An 18,379-nucleotide genomic window follows, 5' to 3' on the forward strand; every position below is an offset into this window, starting at 1 on the left:
CCACCAGCAATGCACGATCGGCGAGGCGGGTTGGGTTTCCATCGCGCAAGTATAGCGTAGTGCGCGGCCGGGCGTGCGCGTCAGTGGATCATCGACTCCATCGCGAGGTACGCGGTTTCGGCGGACGGCCACAGCAGGTACAGCAGGCCGACCATCAGCAGCCACGCGCCGGCGCGGACGAGCGGCGTGCGGTCTTTGTCGCGCCGCGGGGCAGGGCGGGTGGGCGGGTTCGAATTTTTCATGCTTGCAGGCGCGGGGCGCGCCACTCCAACGGTTACTGCAACGGGTCGCGCGGGGCGACGCCGGGGTGTTGCGGGGTTCTACGGGGCTGGGTGCCGTCTGAGACACCAGGTCGCCGAGGGTGCGTTGGCGAGGTTAGCCGGTCGTGGGACATAAAAGGGAACGATCGAGTGTCGCGTATCCGCTTCCATGCCGATGTGACGCGCATGCTACCAGTTCGACGATGCGGACACAGTCAAGAATTGTCGGGCGGCTCGATCGGCTCTCCGTCGGTCCGGCGAGGCAGACTATCGCCGCGGGCTCACGGAGCTCGAGCAGTGGGTCGAGCTTGCCCGTGGATACGCCGTCGCAAGCGTGAATCGTGAGTGGGTGACGCTGTACTGGCGGATCGGTGGCGACGTTCTCGAACGCCAGGAACGACAAGGGTGGGGCGAAGGTCATCGATCGGCTGGCGCAGGACCCGAAGGCTGCGTTTCCCGACATGCGGAGATTCTGCCCGCGCAACCTGAACGACGTATGGGCTCTGCTGCAAGCGTGGTCATCGTCGGTACCTCCATCGCTCCCGCCCCAGCTTTTTTCTCGTCAACACCAACAAAAAACATCATTTCGCGCCAGGCGGCCTGTCCGCAGAATGTCTCCATTCCCACTCGCCCGACAGCACGAACGTCGCAGCGAGCCGCACGTCAGAAGCTGAAGGAGACAGCCGTGGCAGTCGAAACAACCTCAATCGATACGCTCGTCGTCGGCGCCGGGCAGGCCGGCGTGGCCATGAGCGAGCATCTGGGCAAGCTGGGCGTGCCCCATCTCGTGCTGGAGCGCGACCGCATCGCCGAGCGCTGGCGCACCGGGCGCTGGGATTCGCTGGTCGCGAACGGCCCCGCGTGGCACGACCGTTTCCCGGGGCTCGAATTCGACGGCCTCGATCCCGATGCGTTCGCATCGAAAGACCAGGTCGCCGATTACTTCGAAGCGTATGCGCGCAAGTTCAACGCGCCGATCCGCACGGGCGTCGACGTGACGAACGTCGTGCGCAACACCGGCAAGCCGGGCTTCGTCGTAGAGACGTCCGACGGCACGATCGAGGCGAACCGCGTGGTCGTCGCGACGGGGCCGTTCCAGCGCCCGGTCGTTCCGCCGATCGCGCCGGACGATGCGCGCCTCGTGCAGATCCATTCCGCCGACTATCGCAATCCGGGCCAGCTTCCGGACGGCGCGGTGCTGGTGGTCGGCGCCGGCTCGTCGGGCGTGCAGATCGCCGACGAGCTGCAGCGCGCGGGTCGGCAGGTGTATCTGTCGGTCGGGCCGCACGATCGCCCGCCGCGCGCATATCGCGGCCGCGACTTCTGCTGGTGGCTCGGCGTGCTCGGCGAATGGGACAAGGAAATCGCGACGCCCGGCCGCGAACACGTGACGATCGCGGTGAGCGGGGCGCGCGGCGGCCACACGGTCGATTTCCGCGCGCTCGCGAACCAGGGCGTGACGCTCGTCGGGCTGACGAAGTCGTTCGACGGCGGCGTGGCCGTGTTCGAACGCGATCTCGCGGTCAATCTCGCCCGCGGCGACGAGAACTACCTGTCGCTGCTCGACGCGGCCGATGCCTACGCGGCACGCAACGGCCTCGACCTGCCGGAAGAGCCGGAAGCGCGGCGCATCCTGCCGAACCCCGACTGCGTCGCGCATCCGATCCTCGCGCTCGATCTCGCCGGCGCGGGCGTCACGTCGATCGTCTGGGCGACTGGCTACGCAGTCGACTACGGTTGGCTCAACGTCGACGCGTTCGCGCCGAACGGCAAGCCGCAGCACCAGCGCGGCGTGTCGAAGGAGCCCGGCATCTATTTCCTCGGGTTGCCGTGGCTGTCGCGGCGCGGCTCCAGCTTCATCTGGGGCGTGTGGCACGACGCGAAACACATCGCCGATCACATCGTCACGCAACGCAAGTACCTCGCGTACCACGACGCGTCGCAGCATCGCGTGGCAGCCCAGCAGGCACCGGCCGACGCGCGCCCGCTCGCCGAAGCGACGAACTGACCACCTGACGGACCGACACGCATCCGCTGCGCCGCGGCCGCTCCCGGCGCGGCGGGCGTACCCACCGACACTCGAAGGACCTCGATGAGCCAGCCTACCCATACGCGTATCCGCATGTTCAACACCAAGGATACCTACCCGAACCAGACGCTCGACAACGACCTGTGCCAGGCCGTGCGCGCCGGCAACACCGTCTACGTGCGCGGCCAGGTCGGCACCGATTTCGACGGCAACCTGATCGGTCTCGGCGATCCGCGCGCGCAGGCCGAGCAGGCGATGAAGAACGTCAAGCAACTGCTGGAGGAAGCCGGCAGCGACCTCACGCATATCGTGAAGACGACGACCTACCTGATCGATCCGCGTTATCGCGAACCGGTGTACCAGGAAGTCGGCAAGTGGCTGAAGGGCGTCTATCCGATCTCGACGGGGCTCGTCGTCTCGGCACTCGGCCAGCCGCAATGGCTGATGGAGATCGACGTGATCGCGGTGGTCCCCGACAACTGGCAGCCGAACCGCGCATAGGAGGCGACATGACTTTCTCCATCGTCGGGCGCTGCCCGGAGACGGGCCAGCTCGGGATCGCGATCAGTTCGTCGAGCATCGCGGTGGGCGCGCGCTGCCCGTGGGTGCGCGCGGGCGTGGGCGCCGTCGCGACGCAGAACATCACGCTGCCGGCGCTCGGGCCGCAGATTCTCGATCTGATCGAGCACGACCAGCTTGCGCCGGCCGCGGCGCTCGACCGCGCGCTCAGCGCGAACGGCTGGAGCCAGTACCGGCAGGTCACGGTGATCGACGGGCAGGGGCAGACGGCGTGTTTCACCGGCAAGGAAGCGCTCGGCACCCATCACGCGGTGCAGGGCGAGCAGTGCGTGGCGGCCGGCAACCTGCTGGCCGCGCCGGCCGTGATCGACGCGATGGCGCGGGCGTTCGAACAGGCGCACGGCCTGCTCGCCGATCGCCTGCTGGCCGCGATGCATGCCGCGATGGCGGCCGGCGGCGAAGCCGGTCCGGTACATTCGGCCGCGTTGAAGGTGGCCGGCGACGTGACCTGGCCGATCGTCGACCTGCGCGTCGACTGGGCCGATACCGATCCGATCGGGCAACTCGATGCGCTGTGGCGCGCGTATCGGCCGCAGATGCAGGACTACCAGACGCGCGCGCTGAACCCGACCGCCGCGCCGAGCTACGGAGTGCCGGGCGATGAGTGACACGTCGAGCCGTGCGCTGCTCGAACGGCTGATCGGCTTCGCCACTGTCAGCCGCGATTCGAACCTCGAGATGATCGGCTTCATCCGCGACCATCTCGCGGGTTTCGGCGTGGCGAGCGAGCTGTTCTACAACGCCGAGCGCACGAAGGCGAGCCTGTACGCGACGATCGGCCCGCGCGATCGCGGCGGCGTCGCGCTGTCGGGTCACACCGACGTGGTGCCGGTCGACGGGCAGGCGTGGACGGTCGAGCCGTTCCGGCTGACCGAGCGCGACGGCCGCCTGTATGGCCGCGGCACGGCCGACATGAAGGGCTTCATCGCGTCGGCACTCGCGGCCGTTCCGGCGTTCGTGTCGCGGCCTTTGAGCATGCCGGTGCATTTCGCGTTCTCCTATGACGAGGAAGTCGGTTGCCTCGGCGTGCGGCCGATGCTCGACGTGCTGGCCGCGCGCGAGCATCGGCCGCGGCTGTGCCTGATCGGCGAGCCGACCGAACTGAAGCCGGTGCTCGGTCACAAGGGCAAGCTCGCGATGCGTTGTCACGTGAAGGGCGCCGCGTGTCACTCGGCGTACGCCCCGTCGGGCGTCAACGCGATCGACTATGCGGCGAAGCTGATCGGCCGGCTCGGCGAGATCGGCGCGGCGCTCGCGCGACCCGAGCGGCACGACGGCCGTTTCGATCCGCCGTTCTCGACCGTGCAGACGGGACTGATCAAGGGCGGCCGCGCATTGAACATCGTGCCGGCCGAATGCGAGTTCGATTTCGAGGTGCGTGCGCTGCCGGATTTCGACGCGCACGACGTGCCGAGGACGCTGCGGGACTACGCGGAATCCGAGCTGTTGCCGAAGATGCGTGCGGTGCAGCCCGATACCGACATTCGCTTGCAGGCGCTGGGCGCGTATCCGGGGCTGGCCACCGCGCCGGACAGTGAAGCTGCGCGCCTGCTCGCGATGTTGAGCGGTTCCGACGCATTCGGCACGGTCGCGTTCGGCACCGAGGGCGGACTGTTCGGGCAGGCCGGCATTCCGACCGTGGTGTGCGGGCCCGGCAGCATGGACCAGGGGCACAAGCCCGACGAGTTCGTCACGCTCGAGCAACTGCGCGGCTGCGACGCGATGCTGGATCGCCTGGCCGCGCATCTTTCCTCGGCGGCCTGAGCCTGCAGCCTGGATGCATGCGCCGCGTCCCGCGGCGCGTGCGCTTCACGTTCCTTGTCGCGCCGATTCCGCGACGATTCGCGCGAGCCGTTCACGGCAGAAATCGACGAACGACTGCGCCTGCTTCGTGAGCTGTCCCCGCTTCAGCCGTGCGCTCACGAGCCCCGACGGGCTCACCGTTTCGCTGAGGCCGATCGTCACGACGCGCTGGCCGTCGTACGTGTATTCGGAATGCGGGCGCGTGACGAGCAGCGAGAAGCCGAATCCCTGGCCGACCATGCCGCGCACCATCTCGATCGACGGCGAGCCGAACACGATGTTCGGCGTGAGGCCGAGTTCATGGAACAGGCTGACGAAATACGTGCGGCTGGGCTGCACGTCGAGCAGGATCATCGGCTCGACGCACAGGTCGCGCAGCGACACGTGCGCCTGGCCGGCGAACCGATGGTTCTCCGGCAGCAGCACGTACGGCTGTTGCGGCGGCATCAACGGTTCGGTCTCGATCGTGCCGTCGAGATCGTGGTCGTACATGAGGGCGAGATCGAACGTGCCGGACGTCAGGCCCTGCACGAGTTCCTGCTGGTCGCCGTCGCGCAGCCGGATGTTCACGCCCGGGTAGCGCTCGCGAAAGCCCGCGATCAATTGCGGCAGGTAGAGCGGCGCGACCGTCTCGAAGCAGCCGATGTCGATCTGCCCGGTAATCACGTCGTTGTCGGCGAGTGCGTTCTGTTCGAATTCGTGCGCGATGCGCAGCAGCTCCTGCGCTTTCCGGTAGAAGCGCGTGCCGGACGGCGTCAGCGACACGCCTTGCGCGTGATGGCGGATGAACAGCTTCACGCCGAAGCTTTCCTCCAGCCCCTTGATCGCGCTGGAAATCGACGGCTGAGCGATGAAGAGCTGACGCGAGGCTTCGGCGACGCTGCCGGATTCGACCGTCGTGATGAAGTATTTCAGTTGCCGCAAAGTGTAGTGAGCCACAAGCACCTCTGATGCCCGGCCCCGGCGTGCCGCCGCGGGCGCATGCGCGTTCCATGGGGAAACAGACCCTGGCACCTTACCCGAAGTCGTTCGGCGCCGGAATTTCCGCTGCAGAGCTTTTTCGTATGTCGCGGAAATATTTTTAGTATTTTCCGGCCGCGACGGTCGTGGCGCACCATCGTCTCCAACCTGGATCACGACGCTCGCGAAGCGGCCGCGCCCACGCCGGCGGGACATGTCATCCGTCCCCGCCGGCGTGCCTCGTCCGCTTCGTTCGACGCCGCCGCGCATGCACGCGGCGCGTCGTCGCTCGCGTATCCGGACCCGATTGCAGGCGCGCACCCCGACGCGCGCCGGCGGAAACGGCACGCGCGCATCGGCGCGCAGGACAGGAGACTTGACCATGACGAACGCGGAACGCAATGCGTCCCCGATGATAGAGAAGCACACGATCGGCTATGTGCCGCCCGCAGAGCGCCACGGCAAGGTGCGCGACCTGTTCACGCTCTGGTTCGGCGGCAACATCGCGCCGCTGCCGATCGTGACGGGTGCGCTCGGCGTGCAGATGTTCCACCTGAACCTGATGTGGGGCATCGTCGCGATCGTCGTCGGTCAGGCCGTCGGCGGCGTGCTGATGGCGCTGCACTCGGCGCAGGGGCCGCAGATGGGCATCCCGCAGATGATCCAGAGCCGCGCGCAGTTCGGCTCGTGGGGCGCGCTGCTCGTCACGGTGATCGCGGCCGTGATGTACGTCGGCTTCTTCGCGTCGAACATCGTGCTGGCCGGCAAGTCGGTACACGGCATCGCGGCGTCGGTGCCGGTGCCCGTCGGCATCGTGATCGGCGCGGTGGGCTCCGGGCTGATCGGGATCGTCGGCTACCGGTTCATCCACATCCTGAACCGCATCGGCACGTGGGTGCTCGGCATCGGCATCTTCGTCGGCTTCTGGATGATCCTCTCGCACGTGACGACCGACGATTTCCTGACGCGCGGCGGCTTCGACTTCGCGGGCTGGCTCGCGACGGTGTCGCTGTCGGCGTTGTGGCAGATCGCGTTCGCGCCGTACGTGTCGGACTATTCGCGTTATCTGCCGGAGAACGTCGGCGTCGCGTCGACGTTCTGGGCGACCTATCTCGGCTGCACGATCGGCTCGACGCTCGCGTTCATCTTCGGCGCGGTCGCGGTGCTCGCGGTGCCGGCCGGCGCGGACACGATGGACGCCGTCAAGCAGGCGACGGGCCCGCTCGGCCCGCTGATGCTCGTGCTGTTCCTGCTGAGCGTGATCAGCCACAACGCGCTGAACCTGTACGGCGCGGTGCTCGCGGTGATCACGTCGGTGCAGACGTTCGCGTACAAGTGGATTCCGACCGCGAAGGCGCGCGCGGTGGTGTCGGTCGTGATCTTCGTCGCATGCTGCTACGCGGCGATCGGGGCATCGACGAACTTCGTCGGCAACCTCGTCGATCTCGTGCTCGCGCTGCTGGTCGTGCTGGTGCCGTGGACGGCGATCAACCTGATCGACTTCTACGTGATCCACAAGGGCAAGTACGACATCCAGTCGATCTTCAGGGTGGACGGCGGGATCTACGGCCGTTTCAATCCACAGGCGCTGCTCGCGTATGCGATCGGCATCCTCGTGCAGATTCCGTTCATGAACACGCCGATGTACGCGGGCCCGATTCCCGCGCACCTGGGCGGTGCGGACCTGTCGTGGCTCGTGGGGCTGCTGCTGACCTCGCCGCTGTACTACTGGCTCGCGACGCGCGACAGCGCGTATCGGCGCCGGCAGGGTGCGGCGCACCTGCCGCCGACGGCAGCGCGCTGAAAGGCGGGGAGGGCCGCCGCCCGGGTTGCGGCGCGCGGCGGCCGGTGGCAGGGATCGGGCAGGCGCGCGGTGAACGATGCACCGCCCGCCTGCCGGTCCGTCAAACGACGGCCGAGCGCACGACGCGCACCGGCACCGACTTGTACGACGGCGTGCCGCTTTCCTTGTCGATGTAGTCGAGCGGCACGAGCACGTTCGCTTCCGGATAGTACGCGCCGACCGAGCCCGGCGCGATGTCGTACTCGATCGCGGTGATCTTCTCGAGGCGCAGCGTGCGGCCCGACGCGGTGATCGTCTCGATGTCGACGAGGTCGCCGTGCTCGAGCCCGTACTTCGCGAGGTCGGCCACGTTCATGAACAGCACGTCGCGTCGCCCGAACACGCCGCGATAGCGGTCGTCGAGCCCGTAGATCGTCGTGTTGTACTGGTCGTGGCTGCGCAGCGTGATCAGCCGCAGCACCTGCTCGGCGCCGAGCACGTCCGCGTCCTCCTTCACTCCCTTGTAGACCGAGAACATCGCCTTGCCGGTCGGCGTCGGCCACACGCGCTCGGTGGGCGGCAGCGGCAGGCGGAAGCCGCCCGGCGTGCGGATGCGCTCGTTGAACGCCTCGAAGCCGGGCACCGTGCGGTCGATCAGGTCGCGGATGCGGTCGTAGTCGGCGATCAGGTCGAGCCATGCGACCTTGCTGTTCGGCAGCGTCGCATGCGCGATTCCCGCGACGATCGCGGGCTCCGAGCGCAACTGGTCGGATGCCGGCTTGAGCTTGCCGGCCGACGCGTGGACCATCGACATCGAATCCTCGACGGTGATCGACTGGCGGCCGGTCGCCTGCATGTCGAGCTCGGTGCGGCCGAGCACCGGCAGGATGAAGGTTTCCTTGCCGACCAGCAGGTGCGAACGGTTCAGTTTCGTCCCGAGATGCACGCTCAGGTCGAGCTTCGCCATCGCCGGGAACGACAGCTCGGGATCGGGCAGCGCGACCGCGAAATTGCCGCCGAGGCACAGCAGCGCCTTCGCGGTGCCGTCGATCATCGCCTGCATCGCCTGCACGGCGTCGTGCCCGTGATGCGCGGGCGGCGTGAAGCCGCACACGTCCTCGATCTTCTTCAGGAACTCGGCCGACGGCTTCTCGGTGATGCCGACCGTGCGGTTGCCCTGCACGTTCGAATGGCCGCGCAGCGGGCACACGCCGGCGCCGGGCTTGCCGATGTTGCCGCGCATCAGCAGCAGGTCGGCGATCAGGCGGACGGTCGCGGTGCCCTTGTTGTGCTGCGTGACGCCCATGCCGTACGTGACGATCGTCGCGTTCGACTTCGCGTACGCGAGCGCGACCTGTTCGAGCTGTGCCTGGCTGAGGCCGCTCGCGCGTTCGATGTCGTCCCACGACGTGGCCTCGAGGTCGGCCGAGAACGCGTCGAAGCCGTTGGTGTGCTGCGCGATGAAATCGCGGTCGAGCACGTTGCCTTGCTCGGCTTCGAGCTTCAGCAGCGCCTTCATGATGCCCTTCAGCGCGGCCGCGTCGCCGCCCGCGTCGACCTGGTAGTACGTCGACGCGATACGCGTCGAGCCGAACGACGCCATCTCGATCATGTCCTGCGGATCGGCGAAGCGTTCGAGCGCGCGTTCGCGCAGCGGGTTGAATACGATGATCGGTACGTTGCGGCGCGCGCACTCGTGCAGCGTGCCCATCATCCGCGGGTGGTTCGTGCCGGGGTTGTGGCCGATCGAGATGATCAGCTCGCAGTGGTCGAAATCCTCCAGCGACACCGTGCCCTTGCCGATGCCGATCGACTGCGGCAGGCCGACGCTGGTCGGCTCGTGGCACATGTTCGAGCAGTCGGGGAAGTTGTTGGTGCCGAGCTCGCGCGCGAACAGCTGGTACAGGTACGCGGCTTCGTTCGACGCGCGGCCCGACGTGTAGAACTCGACCTGCTCGGGCGGCAGCGCGCGCAGCACTTCGCCGATGCGCGCGAACGCGTCGTCCCATTCGATCGCGCGGAACGTGTCGCTCGCGCGGTCGTAGACGAGCGGATGCGTGAGCCGCCCCATGTCCTCCAGTTCGTAGTCCGACATGCGCAGCAGCGACGATACGGTGTTCGCCGCGAAGAACTCGGGCGTCACGCGCTTGGTCGTCGCTTCCCACGTGACGGCCTTCGCGCCGTTCTCGCAGAACTGGAACGTCGACTTGTGTTCCTTGTCGGGCCACGCACAGCCGGGGCAGTCGAAGCCGTCGGGCTGGTTGGTCCGCATCAGCACGATCGGCGCCTCGATGGTTTCCATCTGCGTACGCACCGCATCGGCTGTCGCGCGAAGCGCGCCCCAACCGCCGGCGGGCCCATCGTATTTCCTGATGCCTGGCACTTCGCGTCGATTTGTCATGTGAATCTCCAAGAGCCGGGCCCGCTACGGGTGGCTCGGTTGCGCCGTGTCGCGGCGTGGGGCGGCTCCGTCCCGCGGACGGAGCCGGTCATGCGTGCCCGGTCTGCCGGGTACGCGTTTTTAATGTGCGTCCTTCTTCGCGCCGGACGACTTCTTGCCCGACTTCGCCGCGGGCGGCGGCGCGTCGGCGGGCGTGTCGTCCGCCTTCGCGTCACCGGATGCCTGGGCGGCCTTGCCGTTCGGCCTGGCCTTGCCGTCCGCGTCCTTCCCGGCGTCCTTCTTGTCCTTCGCTTCCGGCGCGGCGAGCTTGTTGAACTTCACTTCGTCGCTGTCCTTGTCGTAGTCGACCTCGCAGGTGTCGCCCGATTTCAGCCGGTCGGCGAGGATCTCCTTCGCGAGCCGCGTCTCGATGGTCTGGCGGATCTGGCGCTTCAGCTCGCGCGCGCCGAATTCCGGCTGGTAGCCGACTTCGGTCAGGTGGTCGACGAGCGAGCCGCCCATCACGAGCGTGATGTCCTGCGCGGCGGCCGTACGCACCACGCGGTCGAGCTGGATCTGCACGATCGCGCGGATGTTGTCCTTCGACAGCGCGTGGAAGACGATCACCTCGTCGATCCGGTTCAGGAACTCGGGCCGGAAATGGCCCTTCAGCACCTGCATCAGTTCCTCGCGGATCGCCTTGTCGGTCTTGCGCGCGGCTTCCGGCTGCGTGAGGTTGTCCATGATGATCGCCGCGCCGAGATTGCTGGTCGCGATGATGATCGTGTTGCTGAAATCGACCACTCGGCCCTTGCCGTCGGTCAGCCGGCCGTCGTCGAACACCTGCAGCAGCACGTTGTAGACGTCGGGATGCGCCTTCTCGATCTCGTCGAGCAGGATCACGCTGTACGGGTGGCGCCGCACGCGCTCGGTGAGCTGGCCGCCTTCGTCGTAGCCGACGTAGCCGGGCGGCGCGCCGATCAGCCGGGCAACCGCGTGCCGCTCCATGTACTCGGACATGTCGATGCGGATGATCGCCTGCTCGTCGCCGAACACGGTCTCGGCCAGCGCTTTCGCGAGTTCGGTCTTGCCGACGCCCGTCGGCCCGAGGAACAGGAACGTCGCGATCGGCCGGTGCGTCTGGCCGAGCCCCGCGCGCGACAGCCGCACGGCGTCGCTGACGGCGACGACCGCATCGCTCTGGCCGACCACGCGTTCGCGCAGCTGTTCTTCCATCTTCAGCAGCTTCTGGCGTTCTTCCTGCGTCAGCTCGGACACGGGGATGCCGGTCAGCCGCGACACGACCTCGGCCACCGATTCGACGGTCACTTCGAGCGTCTCGGAGCCGGTCTTGCGCTGCCACGCCTCCATCTTCTCGTCGACGGATTTCTGCTTCGCGTTGATCTGCTCCTCGAACTGCTTCGCTTCGTCGAAGCGCTTGCGCGACGTCGCGTAGTCCTGCTCGCGCTTCAGTTGCGCGATCTGCGCCTCGCCTTCCTGGATGTCGACCGGGCGCGACGTCGCGCCGATCCGCACGCGCGCGGCGGCCTGGTCGATCAGGTCGATCGCCTTGTCGGGCAGGAAACGCGACGTGATGTAGCGGTCGGCGAATTCGGCGGCCGCGACGAACGCGTCGTCGGCGAACGTCACCTGGTGGTGCGCCTCGAGGCTGTCGCGCAGCCCGCGCAGGATCACGATCGTCTGCTCGACGCTCGGCTCCGGCACGAACACGGGCTGGAAGCGTCGCTCCAGCGCGGCGTCCTTCTCGATGTACTTCTGGTACTCGTTGAGCGTCGTCGCGCCGATCAGGCTCAGCTCGCCGCGCGCGAGCGCGGGCTTCAGCACGTTCGCGATGTCGAGGCCGCCTTCGCCGCCGCCCTGGCCCGCGCCGACGATCGTGTGCAGTTCGTCGATGAACAGGATCAGTTCGTCCTGCTTCGCAGTCACTTCGTCGATCAGCTGCTTCGCGCGCTCCTCGAATTCGCCGCGGTACTTCGCACCGGCCACCATCGAGTTGATGTTGACTTCGACGAGCCGCTTGTCGCGCAGCACTTCGGGCACGTCGCCGTTGACGATCCGCTGCGCGAGCCCTTCGACGATCGCCGTCTTGCCGACGCCCGGCTCGCCGATCAGCACCGGGTTGTTCTTCTTGCGGCGCGCGAGCACCTCGATCGTGCTCTCGATTTCCTGCGCGCGGCCGAGCACCGGGTCGAGCTTGCCCTGGCGCGCGATCGCGGTGAGGTCGCGGCCGAACTTGTCGAGGTTCGGCGTGCCGGTCGGCGCGTCGACGCGGCCGTCCTCGGCGCCCTTGCCGACCACCTTCACGACTTTCTGGCGCAGCGCCTCGGGCGTCACGCCGTATTTCTTCAGCAGCGTGCCGGCGACGCTGTCCGGCACCGATGCGAGCCCGATCAACAGGTGCTCGGGGCCGATGTACGAGTGGCCGAGATCGCGCGACGCCTGGAACGCGTACTGGACGGCCTTCTTCACGCGCGGCGAGATCGACAGCTTGTCGAGCGGCGCATCGGGGTCGGCCGTGCCGGTGTGCGCATGCTCGTCGATATACGACTGGATGTCCTGCGGCGACAGCTTCAGTTCCTTCAGCAGCGCGGCGCACACGTCGGTGTCCGCGAGTGCGTACAGCAGGTGTTCGGAGTCGAGTTCGCTGCGGCGCAGCTCGTGTGCTTTCTCGGCCGCGCGCTGCAGCAGTTCGAGCGTCTGTTCGCTGAACGCGTCGGTTGGGTCGACCGATTCGCGCGGAATCTCGGCGGCGAGCGGCGATTCGTCGCCGAGCCCGCCGAACAGCGAAGACGGGCCGCCACCGCCCAGCAGCGAATCGAACGGGTTCAGCATGCTCTGATGCCGCATCAGCTGACGGAAGTGGTAATCGCAGATCGAAATCGTCTTGCGCTCGCCGTCCTGCATCACGGTTGCGCGCGCGACGGCCGGCCGGGCGTGACAGATATCGCAAAGTGCGGGCATGGTGGTCTGGCTCCTGTCTGTGAAGGTGGGTCGAAGGGTGAAGTCCCGATGCGGTGCGGCGCTCGCGTGTCCCGACCGCGCTCGCACGACGCGCGGCGCGGCGGCGCGCGTGCCGCGCCCGGGCGGTCGCGCAGCGCGCGCCGGCGTGGCGCACGGTCGCGGTCGGGGCAGGAAACGCGAGTGCTGCGAGGAGCCCACGGCATCGCTTCGACTGCGTTCAAAATAGCGAATCGGCGGGGGCCATCCAAGACACAGTTCCACGCCGGACCGGCCGTGAATTGCACCCTCACATGGCGGCGCGCGTCGGCGGGAAGGAGTACAGACGGGCGCGCGCACGGCGGCACGGGCGTGCGCGGCGGGCGCAGCGCGCGATGGCCGGACACGGGAAGCGGGGGCGCGCGGACGCCGCACGGTGCGACATCGGCGCGCAGGGGGCTGGCGGCCGGCAAACGGCCGGCGATACGGAAGACGGGACGCAGCGCGGATGCCGTAGCGCGAGCGTGCGCGAACCGGTTACGGCCGACCGCGCGCACGCCGCAGCCGGTGCGTGCACGGGAACCGAGGACGAGGGCGGGTTGCACGGGGCGCGCCGGACAGGGCGCAACCGTGTCGAAACGCGATCAGTCGGACAGATTCATCGCAAGTCGCTGCCGCGCGATCTGCTTCACGTCGGCCGACAGTGCCGCATTCGGCAGACCATTGGCCCAGACGGAGAACGAATCCTCGATCAGATTGCGCGTGTCGGGCGGCAACTCGGCCAGCATCAGTGAGACGACGGTAAACAGCACGGCGGTGTCGCCGGCCTGGCTGCCCGCGTTCGCGTCGACGGCCTGCTTCAGCGTATCGACCGACGCTTGCAGCGCCTGCAGTGCATCATTCGTATCGCTCATGACAATCTCCATGCGGGATGGGCTCGATCGGCGACGAACATGCGGCCGGCGGCGCGGCCGGTTGCGCGCAACGCCCGGGCTCGGGCCGTCGCGCGCGGGCAACCGGGCTCAGGCCGCCGTGTTGCCCTGCGGCGCCACGGCCACCGATGCCTCGCTCGTCAGCATCAGGAACGTGAACGTTTCGCGCAGGTACAGGCGGACGGCCTTGTCGGTGTGGCTCGTGTAGCCGATCGATACGTCTTCCCCGAGGTGCAACTCGTAATCGCCGCCGCGCGTGGACAGCACGCAGCCGCCGCTGATCGCCGGCGCCCAGATGATCTCGCCGCTGACGATGCGTTTGATATGGCCGAGGACCGGATAGCCCTGGTCGCGCGCCTCGCTGAGCGCGGTATAGGCGTCCGAGCCGAGCACGACCGAGTACGGGCCGTCGACGCCGGCGAGGCGCAGCGCCTCGAGCGCGTCGCTGATCGCGTCCGGATACGCGCTGACGTCCGCCGGCAGCGTGAGCTTGCGGTTCGACGTGCCTTCGCGGATGCCGACGATCCCGGCGGCCGGATAGCCGTCGAAAATCGCGTTGTCTTCGGCGAACGCGAGCCGCTGCGCGGCTTCCTTCGCCGGCTGCCAGTCGGCGTCGCGCGCGCCGCGCTCGACGCTGTCGATCGCGGCGCGGCTCAGTTCGAACGGCACCGTCAGCTCGACGATCGTGCGCACTTCGCGCAGCCGCGCATTCACGTGCTCGCGCGGTGCGGTGACCTCCAGCAGGTGCCCGGTGCCGACGGCCGACAGCTCGGGGCCTTCGGGCCCGTCGACGTCGACCACGCGGCGGCCGGCCACCGATCGCTTGAAGGTGCGCGCCACTTCCTCCTCGATTTGTTCCCAGGCGGACGACGAGATCGGGGCGAGTTCGCGGTGCAGGTTATTCATAGGTCGGGGTTCCTTTCAGCGAGCCGATGTTCAGCGAGCCGTCGCGACGCGGCGCGGACGGCGTGGATTCCGGCGGCGCGGCGTCGGCGGCCGGGGCCGCGCGGTCCGCGAGCGCCTCGAGCAGGTCGGCCGACGGCACGAAGAACAGCGAGCCGGTGATCGCGCGGCTGTAGTCGAGCAGGCGGTCGTAGTTGCCGGGCGGGCGGCCGACGAACATATTCTCGAGCATCTGCTCGATCGGCGCCGGCGAGCGCGCGTAGCCGATGAAATAAGTGCCGAATTCGCCGGCGCCCGGGCGCCCGAACGGCATGTTGTCGCGCAGGATCTTCACTTCCTGGCCGTTTTCGTCGAGCGTCGTCAGCGAGCTGTGCGAGCACGACGGCTTCACGTCCGGCGCGAGCTCGATGTCGGCCAGTTTGGTGCGGCCGATGATGCGCTCCTGCGTTTCGACCGCGAGCGCGTTCCAGCCGGCCATGTCGTGCAGGTACTTTTGCACGATCACGTAGCTGCCGCCGGTGAATTCGGCATCCTCGTCGCCGATCACCGTGAAGTCGACCGCTTCGCGGCCCTCCGGGTTCTCGGTGCCGTCGACGAAGCCGATCATCGCGCGCTGGTCGAAATTGCGGAAACCGTGCACCTCGTCGACGACGGTCACCGCATCGCCGAGCGCGCCGAGCAGTTGCGTCGCGAGTTCGAAGCACAGGTCCATCGCTTCGGCGCGGATGTGCAGCAGGATGTCGCCGGGCGTCGCGACCGCGACGCGCTGGCCGGCGCCGAATTCGCGGAACGGATGCAGCGACGCGGGACGCGGATCGCCGAACAGCGCATCCCATGCGTCGGCGCCGAAACCGCAGACGCACGTGAGGTTGCCGCCCGGCACGCGCTTGCCGACCGAGCGCACGAGCGCGGCGATGTCGCCGCACCACGACCGGATCGTGTCGGCGTGATCGGCACCGGGGTTGACCGTCGCCACGAGGAAGATCGCGCTGCGCGTGACCGTGCTGTGAACGGCCTGGGAGAGGGGGGGAGGGGTAGTCTGCATCGCGGCCTGCCGGTCAGTCATGTCGGGACGGACGGGCCGCGGGTGCCGCGGCGCGCGAAGGCGAACGGTTGAACTGTGTCATGCGACTGTTCTCTGTGTGACATGCGGATGAAGGACGTTGCGCGGGCATCGCGCAACGGGCCGCGGCAGCGGCGGCCGGCCGCCCGGCGCGTGACCTGCCCGCACCGCGTAACGTCGTCGAGCATGCAATCTAGCAGCTTCGGCGGGTCTTTGGAACACGTATCGACAATCTGTCATTCGAATGCGTCAAACGGGGACGGAATTTGCGCGCTGCCCGCGCAGCTGTACTCCTGGCGCCCACGGCGCTGTGCTCTTGAGCGTGCGTGCCGCGTGCAGTAGATTAGGTCCCGCTACGCCGCCGACGAGGAGCGTCATCATGAACCTGCTGGAAGCGATGCGCGTGTTTGTCGCCGTGGTCGAGCACGGCGGGCTGTCCGGCGCCGCGGCCGACCTGCAGTTGCGCGAGGCGCAGGTGCGCGACCGGCTCGACTCGCTCGAACGTTATCTCGGCTGCCGGCTGCTGCTGTGCCGCGAACCCGGCGACGTCGCCTGCACCGACGCGGGCGACGCGTTCCACGTGTGCTGCCGCCGCACGCTGTCCGCGGTCGAGCAGGCGACCGGCGCGGCTCGTCCGCCGCAGGCGCCGCAGGCGCGTGACGGCGCGCATCGCCCCGCGCGTTGCTCCGATTTGCCGCCGCCCGGCGCCACCCACGCTTCATCACACCGACTGTCGCCTTGAATACGTCCGCCCTGTCCCGTTCGCCATCCGAGCGCATCCGCCGCCGCTTCGGTCATTTTCTTCACGCGGCCGAGCTGGCCGGGCTGATCGTGATCGGCCTCGCGACCGCGTTCGCGATGGTGCAGGAAGCGTGGAAGGTCGTGCTCGCGGGCGAGGTGTCGCTGACCGACCTGCTGCTGATGTTCCTGTATCTCGAAGTGCTCGCGATGGACGTGCGTTACCTGCGGCTCGGCCGGCTGCCCGTGCGGTTTCCGCTGTTCATTGCGATGACGTCGCTCGCGCGCGACCTGATCCTGCGCGGCGCGACCGACAGCCCCGAGCGGATGCTGATGACGACCTTCGGCATCGTGCTGCTCGCGGTCGGCGTGCTGATCCTGAGTTTCGGTCAGCATCGTTTCCCGGCCGACGTCGACGATGTCGAGGACGACGTCCATGCGCGCAGGTGAAGGGCCGCCAGCCACCGATCAACGCACCGTCTCCGCAGGAGGACGCCGCATGAACACGCAGAACGTCGACACGAAACAGGCGATCGAACGGCAGCACGCGGCGTCGCACGCGTACCGCCTGGCGCGCGACGCGTACGATGCCGACCCGGCACGCGTGCGCGCGCCGGCCGTCGCGGCGCTGCAGCAGGCGGCCGCGCACGCGTACGCCGATGCGGTTGGTGCGCGCGTCGCGGCAACCGGCATCTGAAGCGAATTCCGGCGTGCCGCACGCGGGGCGGCGGCCATTTCCGATCATCCAACCGAGCGAGGGTTCGAATGACCAGGCAACTGATCGTCGCCGTGTTCGGCAGCGTCGACACGGCCCGCCAGGCCGCGAACGATTTCGAGGCGCTGTCGGAGAAGAACGAAGGATTCCACATCGAGAACGGCGTCGTCGTCGAGAAGGGCGCGGCCGGCAAGCTTGCGGTGCTCGCGGCCGAATCCCGGCCGTTCAAGGGCGGCGTGATCGGTGCGATCGCGGGCGGCCTGCTCGGCCTGCTTGCCGGGCCGCTCGGCGTGGTCACGGGCATGGCCGCAGGCGCGGGTGCGGGCATCCTCGCCGATGCGGCCGGCAATGCGCTGCTCGACGGCAGCTTCGTCGAGACGGTGGCCGCGCGGCTCGCGCCCGGCAGCGTCGCGGTCATCGTCGAGGCGAAGGAAGACACGCCGTTTTCGGTCGACAACGTCGTGACGGGATTCGGCGGCAAGGTCTTCCGTCAGGCGCTCGGTTGAGCGCGCCTTTTTCGAACCGATTCGGGAGAACCGCATGCGCATCGATCAATCCTACCGGCGCTTCGACATCGCCGCGACGCTCGCGCCGCTGCCCGGCAACGGCAACCGCGCGATCGCGACCGTCGACGTGACGACCGACGATCCGGCCCGCCTCGCCGATCTCGGCACGGGCCAGTTCCTGCAGATCCGCAAGTGGGTCGAGTCGAACGACATCGCGCTGCTGACGGTGGTGTTCGACGAGTGCAAGGTCGCGATCGACCACTACGCGGACAACGTCGACGACGCGTGAGGGCACGCGGGCCTGCGCGGGCCCGCGCCGTCGCGTGTGAATCTGTTCACCACGCCGGCCGGATTTGGCGTTTCCTCGCCAAACTGTCACTTACATTCGTCGAAATGACGCAGTAGCATGCCGAACCTTGTCTTGATGAGATTCGCATTGCTATCCGCCTTCAATTTCGATAACGGACGAGGTTCGAACCGGGATACCCGCTCCCCGGCGCCGCTATCCGGCTTCGTGCATCGGCGCGGCCATGCCGCCGATGCGTCGCCGGCCGGTTCACCGCTGGCGGGGCGAGGCGGATGAAGCTCTACGAGAAATTTGCAAACGACGTAGAGCGACTCATCCGGCAGGGCGTATATCGACACGGCGATCGTGTGCCGTCGGTGCGGCAGGCGAGCCAGCAGCACCGGATCAGCATCACGACCGTGCTGCACGCGTATCTGCTGCTGGAAAGCCGCGGGCTGCTGGAAAGCCGGCCGCAGTCGGGCTA

18 protein-coding genes are annotated in these 18,379 nt (G+C 68.1%); 11 read left to right on the forward strand and 7 right to left on the reverse strand.

Annotation, left to right across the window (positions count from 1 at the left end):
• Positions 1-80 precede the first annotated feature (80 nt).
• A complete protein-coding gene (locus AC0KUR_RS36490; protein WP_185733055.1) occupies positions 81-242 on the reverse strand; it encodes a hypothetical protein in 162 nt (53 codons plus the stop codon).
• Positions 243-945: 703 nt separating this feature from the next.
• Between AC0KUR_RS36490 and AC0KUR_RS36495 the strand changes: the two genes are divergently transcribed.
• From AC0KUR_RS36495 to argE, 4 genes are all read left to right on the forward strand, one after another.
• A complete protein-coding gene (locus tag AC0KUR_RS36495) occupies positions 946-2,268 on the forward strand; it encodes a flavin-containing monooxygenase (protein WP_473377270.1) in 1,323 nt (440 codons plus the stop codon).
• An 84-nt stretch (positions 2,269-2,352) separates the two neighbouring features.
• Positions 2,353-2,790: a RidA family protein gene (locus AC0KUR_RS36500; protein ID WP_034190498.1), complete on the forward strand. Its 438-nt coding sequence runs from the start codon at positions 2,353-2,355 to the stop codon at positions 2,788-2,790.
• A gap of 8 nt (positions 2,791-2,798) precedes the next feature.
• Positions 2,799-3,476, forward strand: a complete 678-nt coding sequence (locus AC0KUR_RS36505; RefSeq protein ID WP_059561271.1) for a DUF1028 domain-containing protein — start codon at positions 2,799-2,801, stop codon at positions 3,474-3,476.
• Complete coding sequence (gene argE, locus AC0KUR_RS36510) at positions 3,469-4,632, forward strand: acetylornithine deacetylase (RefSeq protein WP_473377271.1); 1,164 nt, start codon at positions 3,469-3,471, stop codon at positions 4,630-4,632. Before AC0KUR_RS36505 ends, argE begins: the two co-directional genes overlap by 8 nt.
• Before the next feature lie 45 nt (positions 4,633-4,677).
• Here the strand turns inward: argE and AC0KUR_RS36515 are convergent, their stop codons facing one another.
• Positions 4,678-5,610: a LysR substrate-binding domain-containing protein gene (locus tag AC0KUR_RS36515; protein ID WP_034190495.1), complete on the reverse strand. Its 933-nt coding sequence runs from the start codon at positions 5,608-5,610 to the stop codon at positions 4,678-4,680.
• Positions 5,611-6,013: 403 nt separating this feature from the next.
• On the opposite strand from AC0KUR_RS36515, the gene AC0KUR_RS36520 reads away from it, so the two are divergent.
• Complete coding sequence (locus tag AC0KUR_RS36520; RefSeq protein WP_069705795.1) at positions 6,014-7,435, forward strand: purine-cytosine permease family protein; 1,422 nt, start codon at positions 6,014-6,016, stop codon at positions 7,433-7,435.
• Between the two features lie 100 nt (positions 7,436-7,535).
• On the opposite strand, the gene AC0KUR_RS36525 is transcribed toward AC0KUR_RS36520, so the two are convergent.
• From AC0KUR_RS36525 to AC0KUR_RS36545, 5 genes are all read right to left on the reverse strand, one after another.
• Entirely contained in the window at positions 7,536-9,815 is a 2,280-nt protein-coding gene (locus tag AC0KUR_RS36525; protein ID WP_034190493.1) for an FdhF/YdeP family oxidoreductase, read from the reverse strand.
• Positions 9,816-9,935: 120 nt separating this feature from the next.
• A complete protein-coding gene (locus tag AC0KUR_RS36530; RefSeq protein ID WP_473377272.1) occupies positions 9,936-12,776 on the reverse strand; it encodes an ATP-dependent Clp protease ATP-binding subunit in 2,841 nt (946 codons plus the stop codon).
• A gap of 620 nt (positions 12,777-13,396) precedes the next feature.
• Complete coding sequence (locus AC0KUR_RS36535) at positions 13,397-13,666, reverse strand: hypothetical protein (RefSeq protein WP_049031555.1); 270 nt, start codon at positions 13,664-13,666, stop codon at positions 13,397-13,399.
• A 108-nt stretch (positions 13,667-13,774) separates the two neighbouring features.
• Positions 13,775-14,590, reverse strand: a complete 816-nt coding sequence (locus AC0KUR_RS36540) for a family 1 encapsulin nanocompartment shell protein (RefSeq protein WP_034190491.1) — start codon at positions 14,588-14,590, stop codon at positions 13,775-13,777.
• A complete protein-coding gene (locus tag AC0KUR_RS36545; RefSeq protein ID WP_473377273.1) occupies positions 14,583-15,653 on the reverse strand; it encodes a Dyp-type peroxidase in 1,071 nt (356 codons plus the stop codon). The genes AC0KUR_RS36540 and AC0KUR_RS36545 overlap by 8 nt, the downstream gene beginning before the upstream one ends.
• A gap of 376 nt (positions 15,654-16,029) precedes the next feature.
• On the opposite strand from AC0KUR_RS36545, the gene AC0KUR_RS36550 reads away from it, so the two are divergent.
• The 6 genes from AC0KUR_RS36550 to AC0KUR_RS36575 form a co-directional block, all read left to right on the forward strand.
• Entirely contained in the window at positions 16,030-16,392 is a 363-nt protein-coding gene (locus AC0KUR_RS36550) for a LysR family transcriptional regulator (protein WP_034190489.1), read from the forward strand.
• Positions 16,389-16,838: a phosphate-starvation-inducible protein PsiE gene (locus tag AC0KUR_RS36555; protein ID WP_034190488.1), complete on the forward strand. Its 450-nt coding sequence runs from the start codon at positions 16,389-16,391 to the stop codon at positions 16,836-16,838. Before AC0KUR_RS36550 ends, AC0KUR_RS36555 begins: the two co-directional genes overlap by 4 nt.
• Before the next feature lie 49 nt (positions 16,839-16,887).
• Positions 16,888-17,085 (forward strand): hypothetical protein, encoded by a 198-nt coding sequence (locus AC0KUR_RS36560; protein ID WP_034190487.1) that lies wholly within the window; start codon positions 16,888-16,890, stop codon positions 17,083-17,085.
• A gap of 68 nt (positions 17,086-17,153) precedes the next feature.
• On the forward strand, positions 17,154-17,609 hold the full coding sequence (locus AC0KUR_RS36565) for a DUF1269 domain-containing protein (protein WP_473377274.1): 456 nt from the start codon (positions 17,154-17,156) through the stop codon (positions 17,607-17,609).
• Between the two features lie 34 nt (positions 17,610-17,643).
• Positions 17,644-17,898 (forward strand): hypothetical protein, encoded by a 255-nt coding sequence (locus AC0KUR_RS36570; protein WP_034190485.1) that lies wholly within the window; start codon positions 17,644-17,646, stop codon positions 17,896-17,898.
• A gap of 290 nt (positions 17,899-18,188) precedes the next feature.
• A partial coding sequence (locus tag AC0KUR_RS36575; RefSeq protein WP_143262519.1) for a GntR family transcriptional regulator occupies positions 18,189-18,379 on the forward strand: 191 nt, incomplete at its 3' end.

It is taken from the genome of Burkholderia sp. YHN3-13 (assembly GCF_055810675.1).

What these genes read in the sequence shown, in the direction of transcription:
- AC0KUR_RS36550 (WP_034190489.1), top strand. Translation starts at nt 16,030, where the DNA reads ATGAACCTGCTGGAAGCGATGCGCGTGTTTGTCGCCGTGGTCGAGCAC.
- AC0KUR_RS36525 (WP_034190493.1), bottom strand. Translation starts at nt 9,815, where the DNA reads ATGACAAATCGACGCGAAGTGCCAGGCATCAGGAAATACGATGGGCCC.
- AC0KUR_RS36535 (WP_049031555.1), bottom strand. Translation starts at nt 13,666, where the DNA reads ATGAGCGATACGAATGATGCACTGCAGGCGCTGCAAGCGTCGGTCGAT.
- AC0KUR_RS36560 (WP_034190487.1), top strand. Translation starts at nt 16,888, where the DNA reads ATGAACACGCAGAACGTCGACACGAAACAGGCGATCGAACGGCAGCAC.
- AC0KUR_RS36545 (WP_473377273.1), bottom strand. Translation starts at nt 15,653, where the DNA reads ATGACTGACCGGCAGGCCGCGATGCAGACTACCCCTCCCCCCCTCTCC.
- argE (WP_473377271.1), top strand. Translation starts at nt 3,469, where the DNA reads ATGAGTGACACGTCGAGCCGTGCGCTGCTCGAACGGCTGATCGGCTTC.
- AC0KUR_RS36500 (WP_034190498.1), top strand. Translation starts at nt 2,353, where the DNA reads ATGAGCCAGCCTACCCATACGCGTATCCGCATGTTCAACACCAAGGAT.
- AC0KUR_RS36540 (WP_034190491.1), bottom strand. Translation starts at nt 14,590, where the DNA reads ATGAATAACCTGCACCGCGAACTCGCCCCGATCTCGTCGTCCGCCTGG.
- AC0KUR_RS36565 (WP_473377274.1), top strand. Translation starts at nt 17,154, where the DNA reads ATGACCAGGCAACTGATCGTCGCCGTGTTCGGCAGCGTCGACACGGCC.
- AC0KUR_RS36530 (WP_473377272.1), bottom strand. Translation starts at nt 12,776, where the DNA reads ATGCCCGCACTTTGCGATATCTGTCACGCCCGGCCGGCCGTCGCGCGC.
- AC0KUR_RS36570 (WP_034190485.1), top strand. Translation starts at nt 17,644, where the DNA reads ATGCGCATCGATCAATCCTACCGGCGCTTCGACATCGCCGCGACGCTC.
- AC0KUR_RS36490 (WP_185733055.1), bottom strand. Translation starts at nt 242, where the DNA reads ATGAAAAATTCGAACCCGCCCACCCGCCCTGCCCCGCGGCGCGACAAA.
- AC0KUR_RS36520 (WP_069705795.1), top strand. Translation starts at nt 6,014, where the DNA reads ATGACGAACGCGGAACGCAATGCGTCCCCGATGATAGAGAAGCACACG.
- AC0KUR_RS36505 (WP_059561271.1), top strand. Translation starts at nt 2,799, where the DNA reads ATGACTTTCTCCATCGTCGGGCGCTGCCCGGAGACGGGCCAGCTCGGG.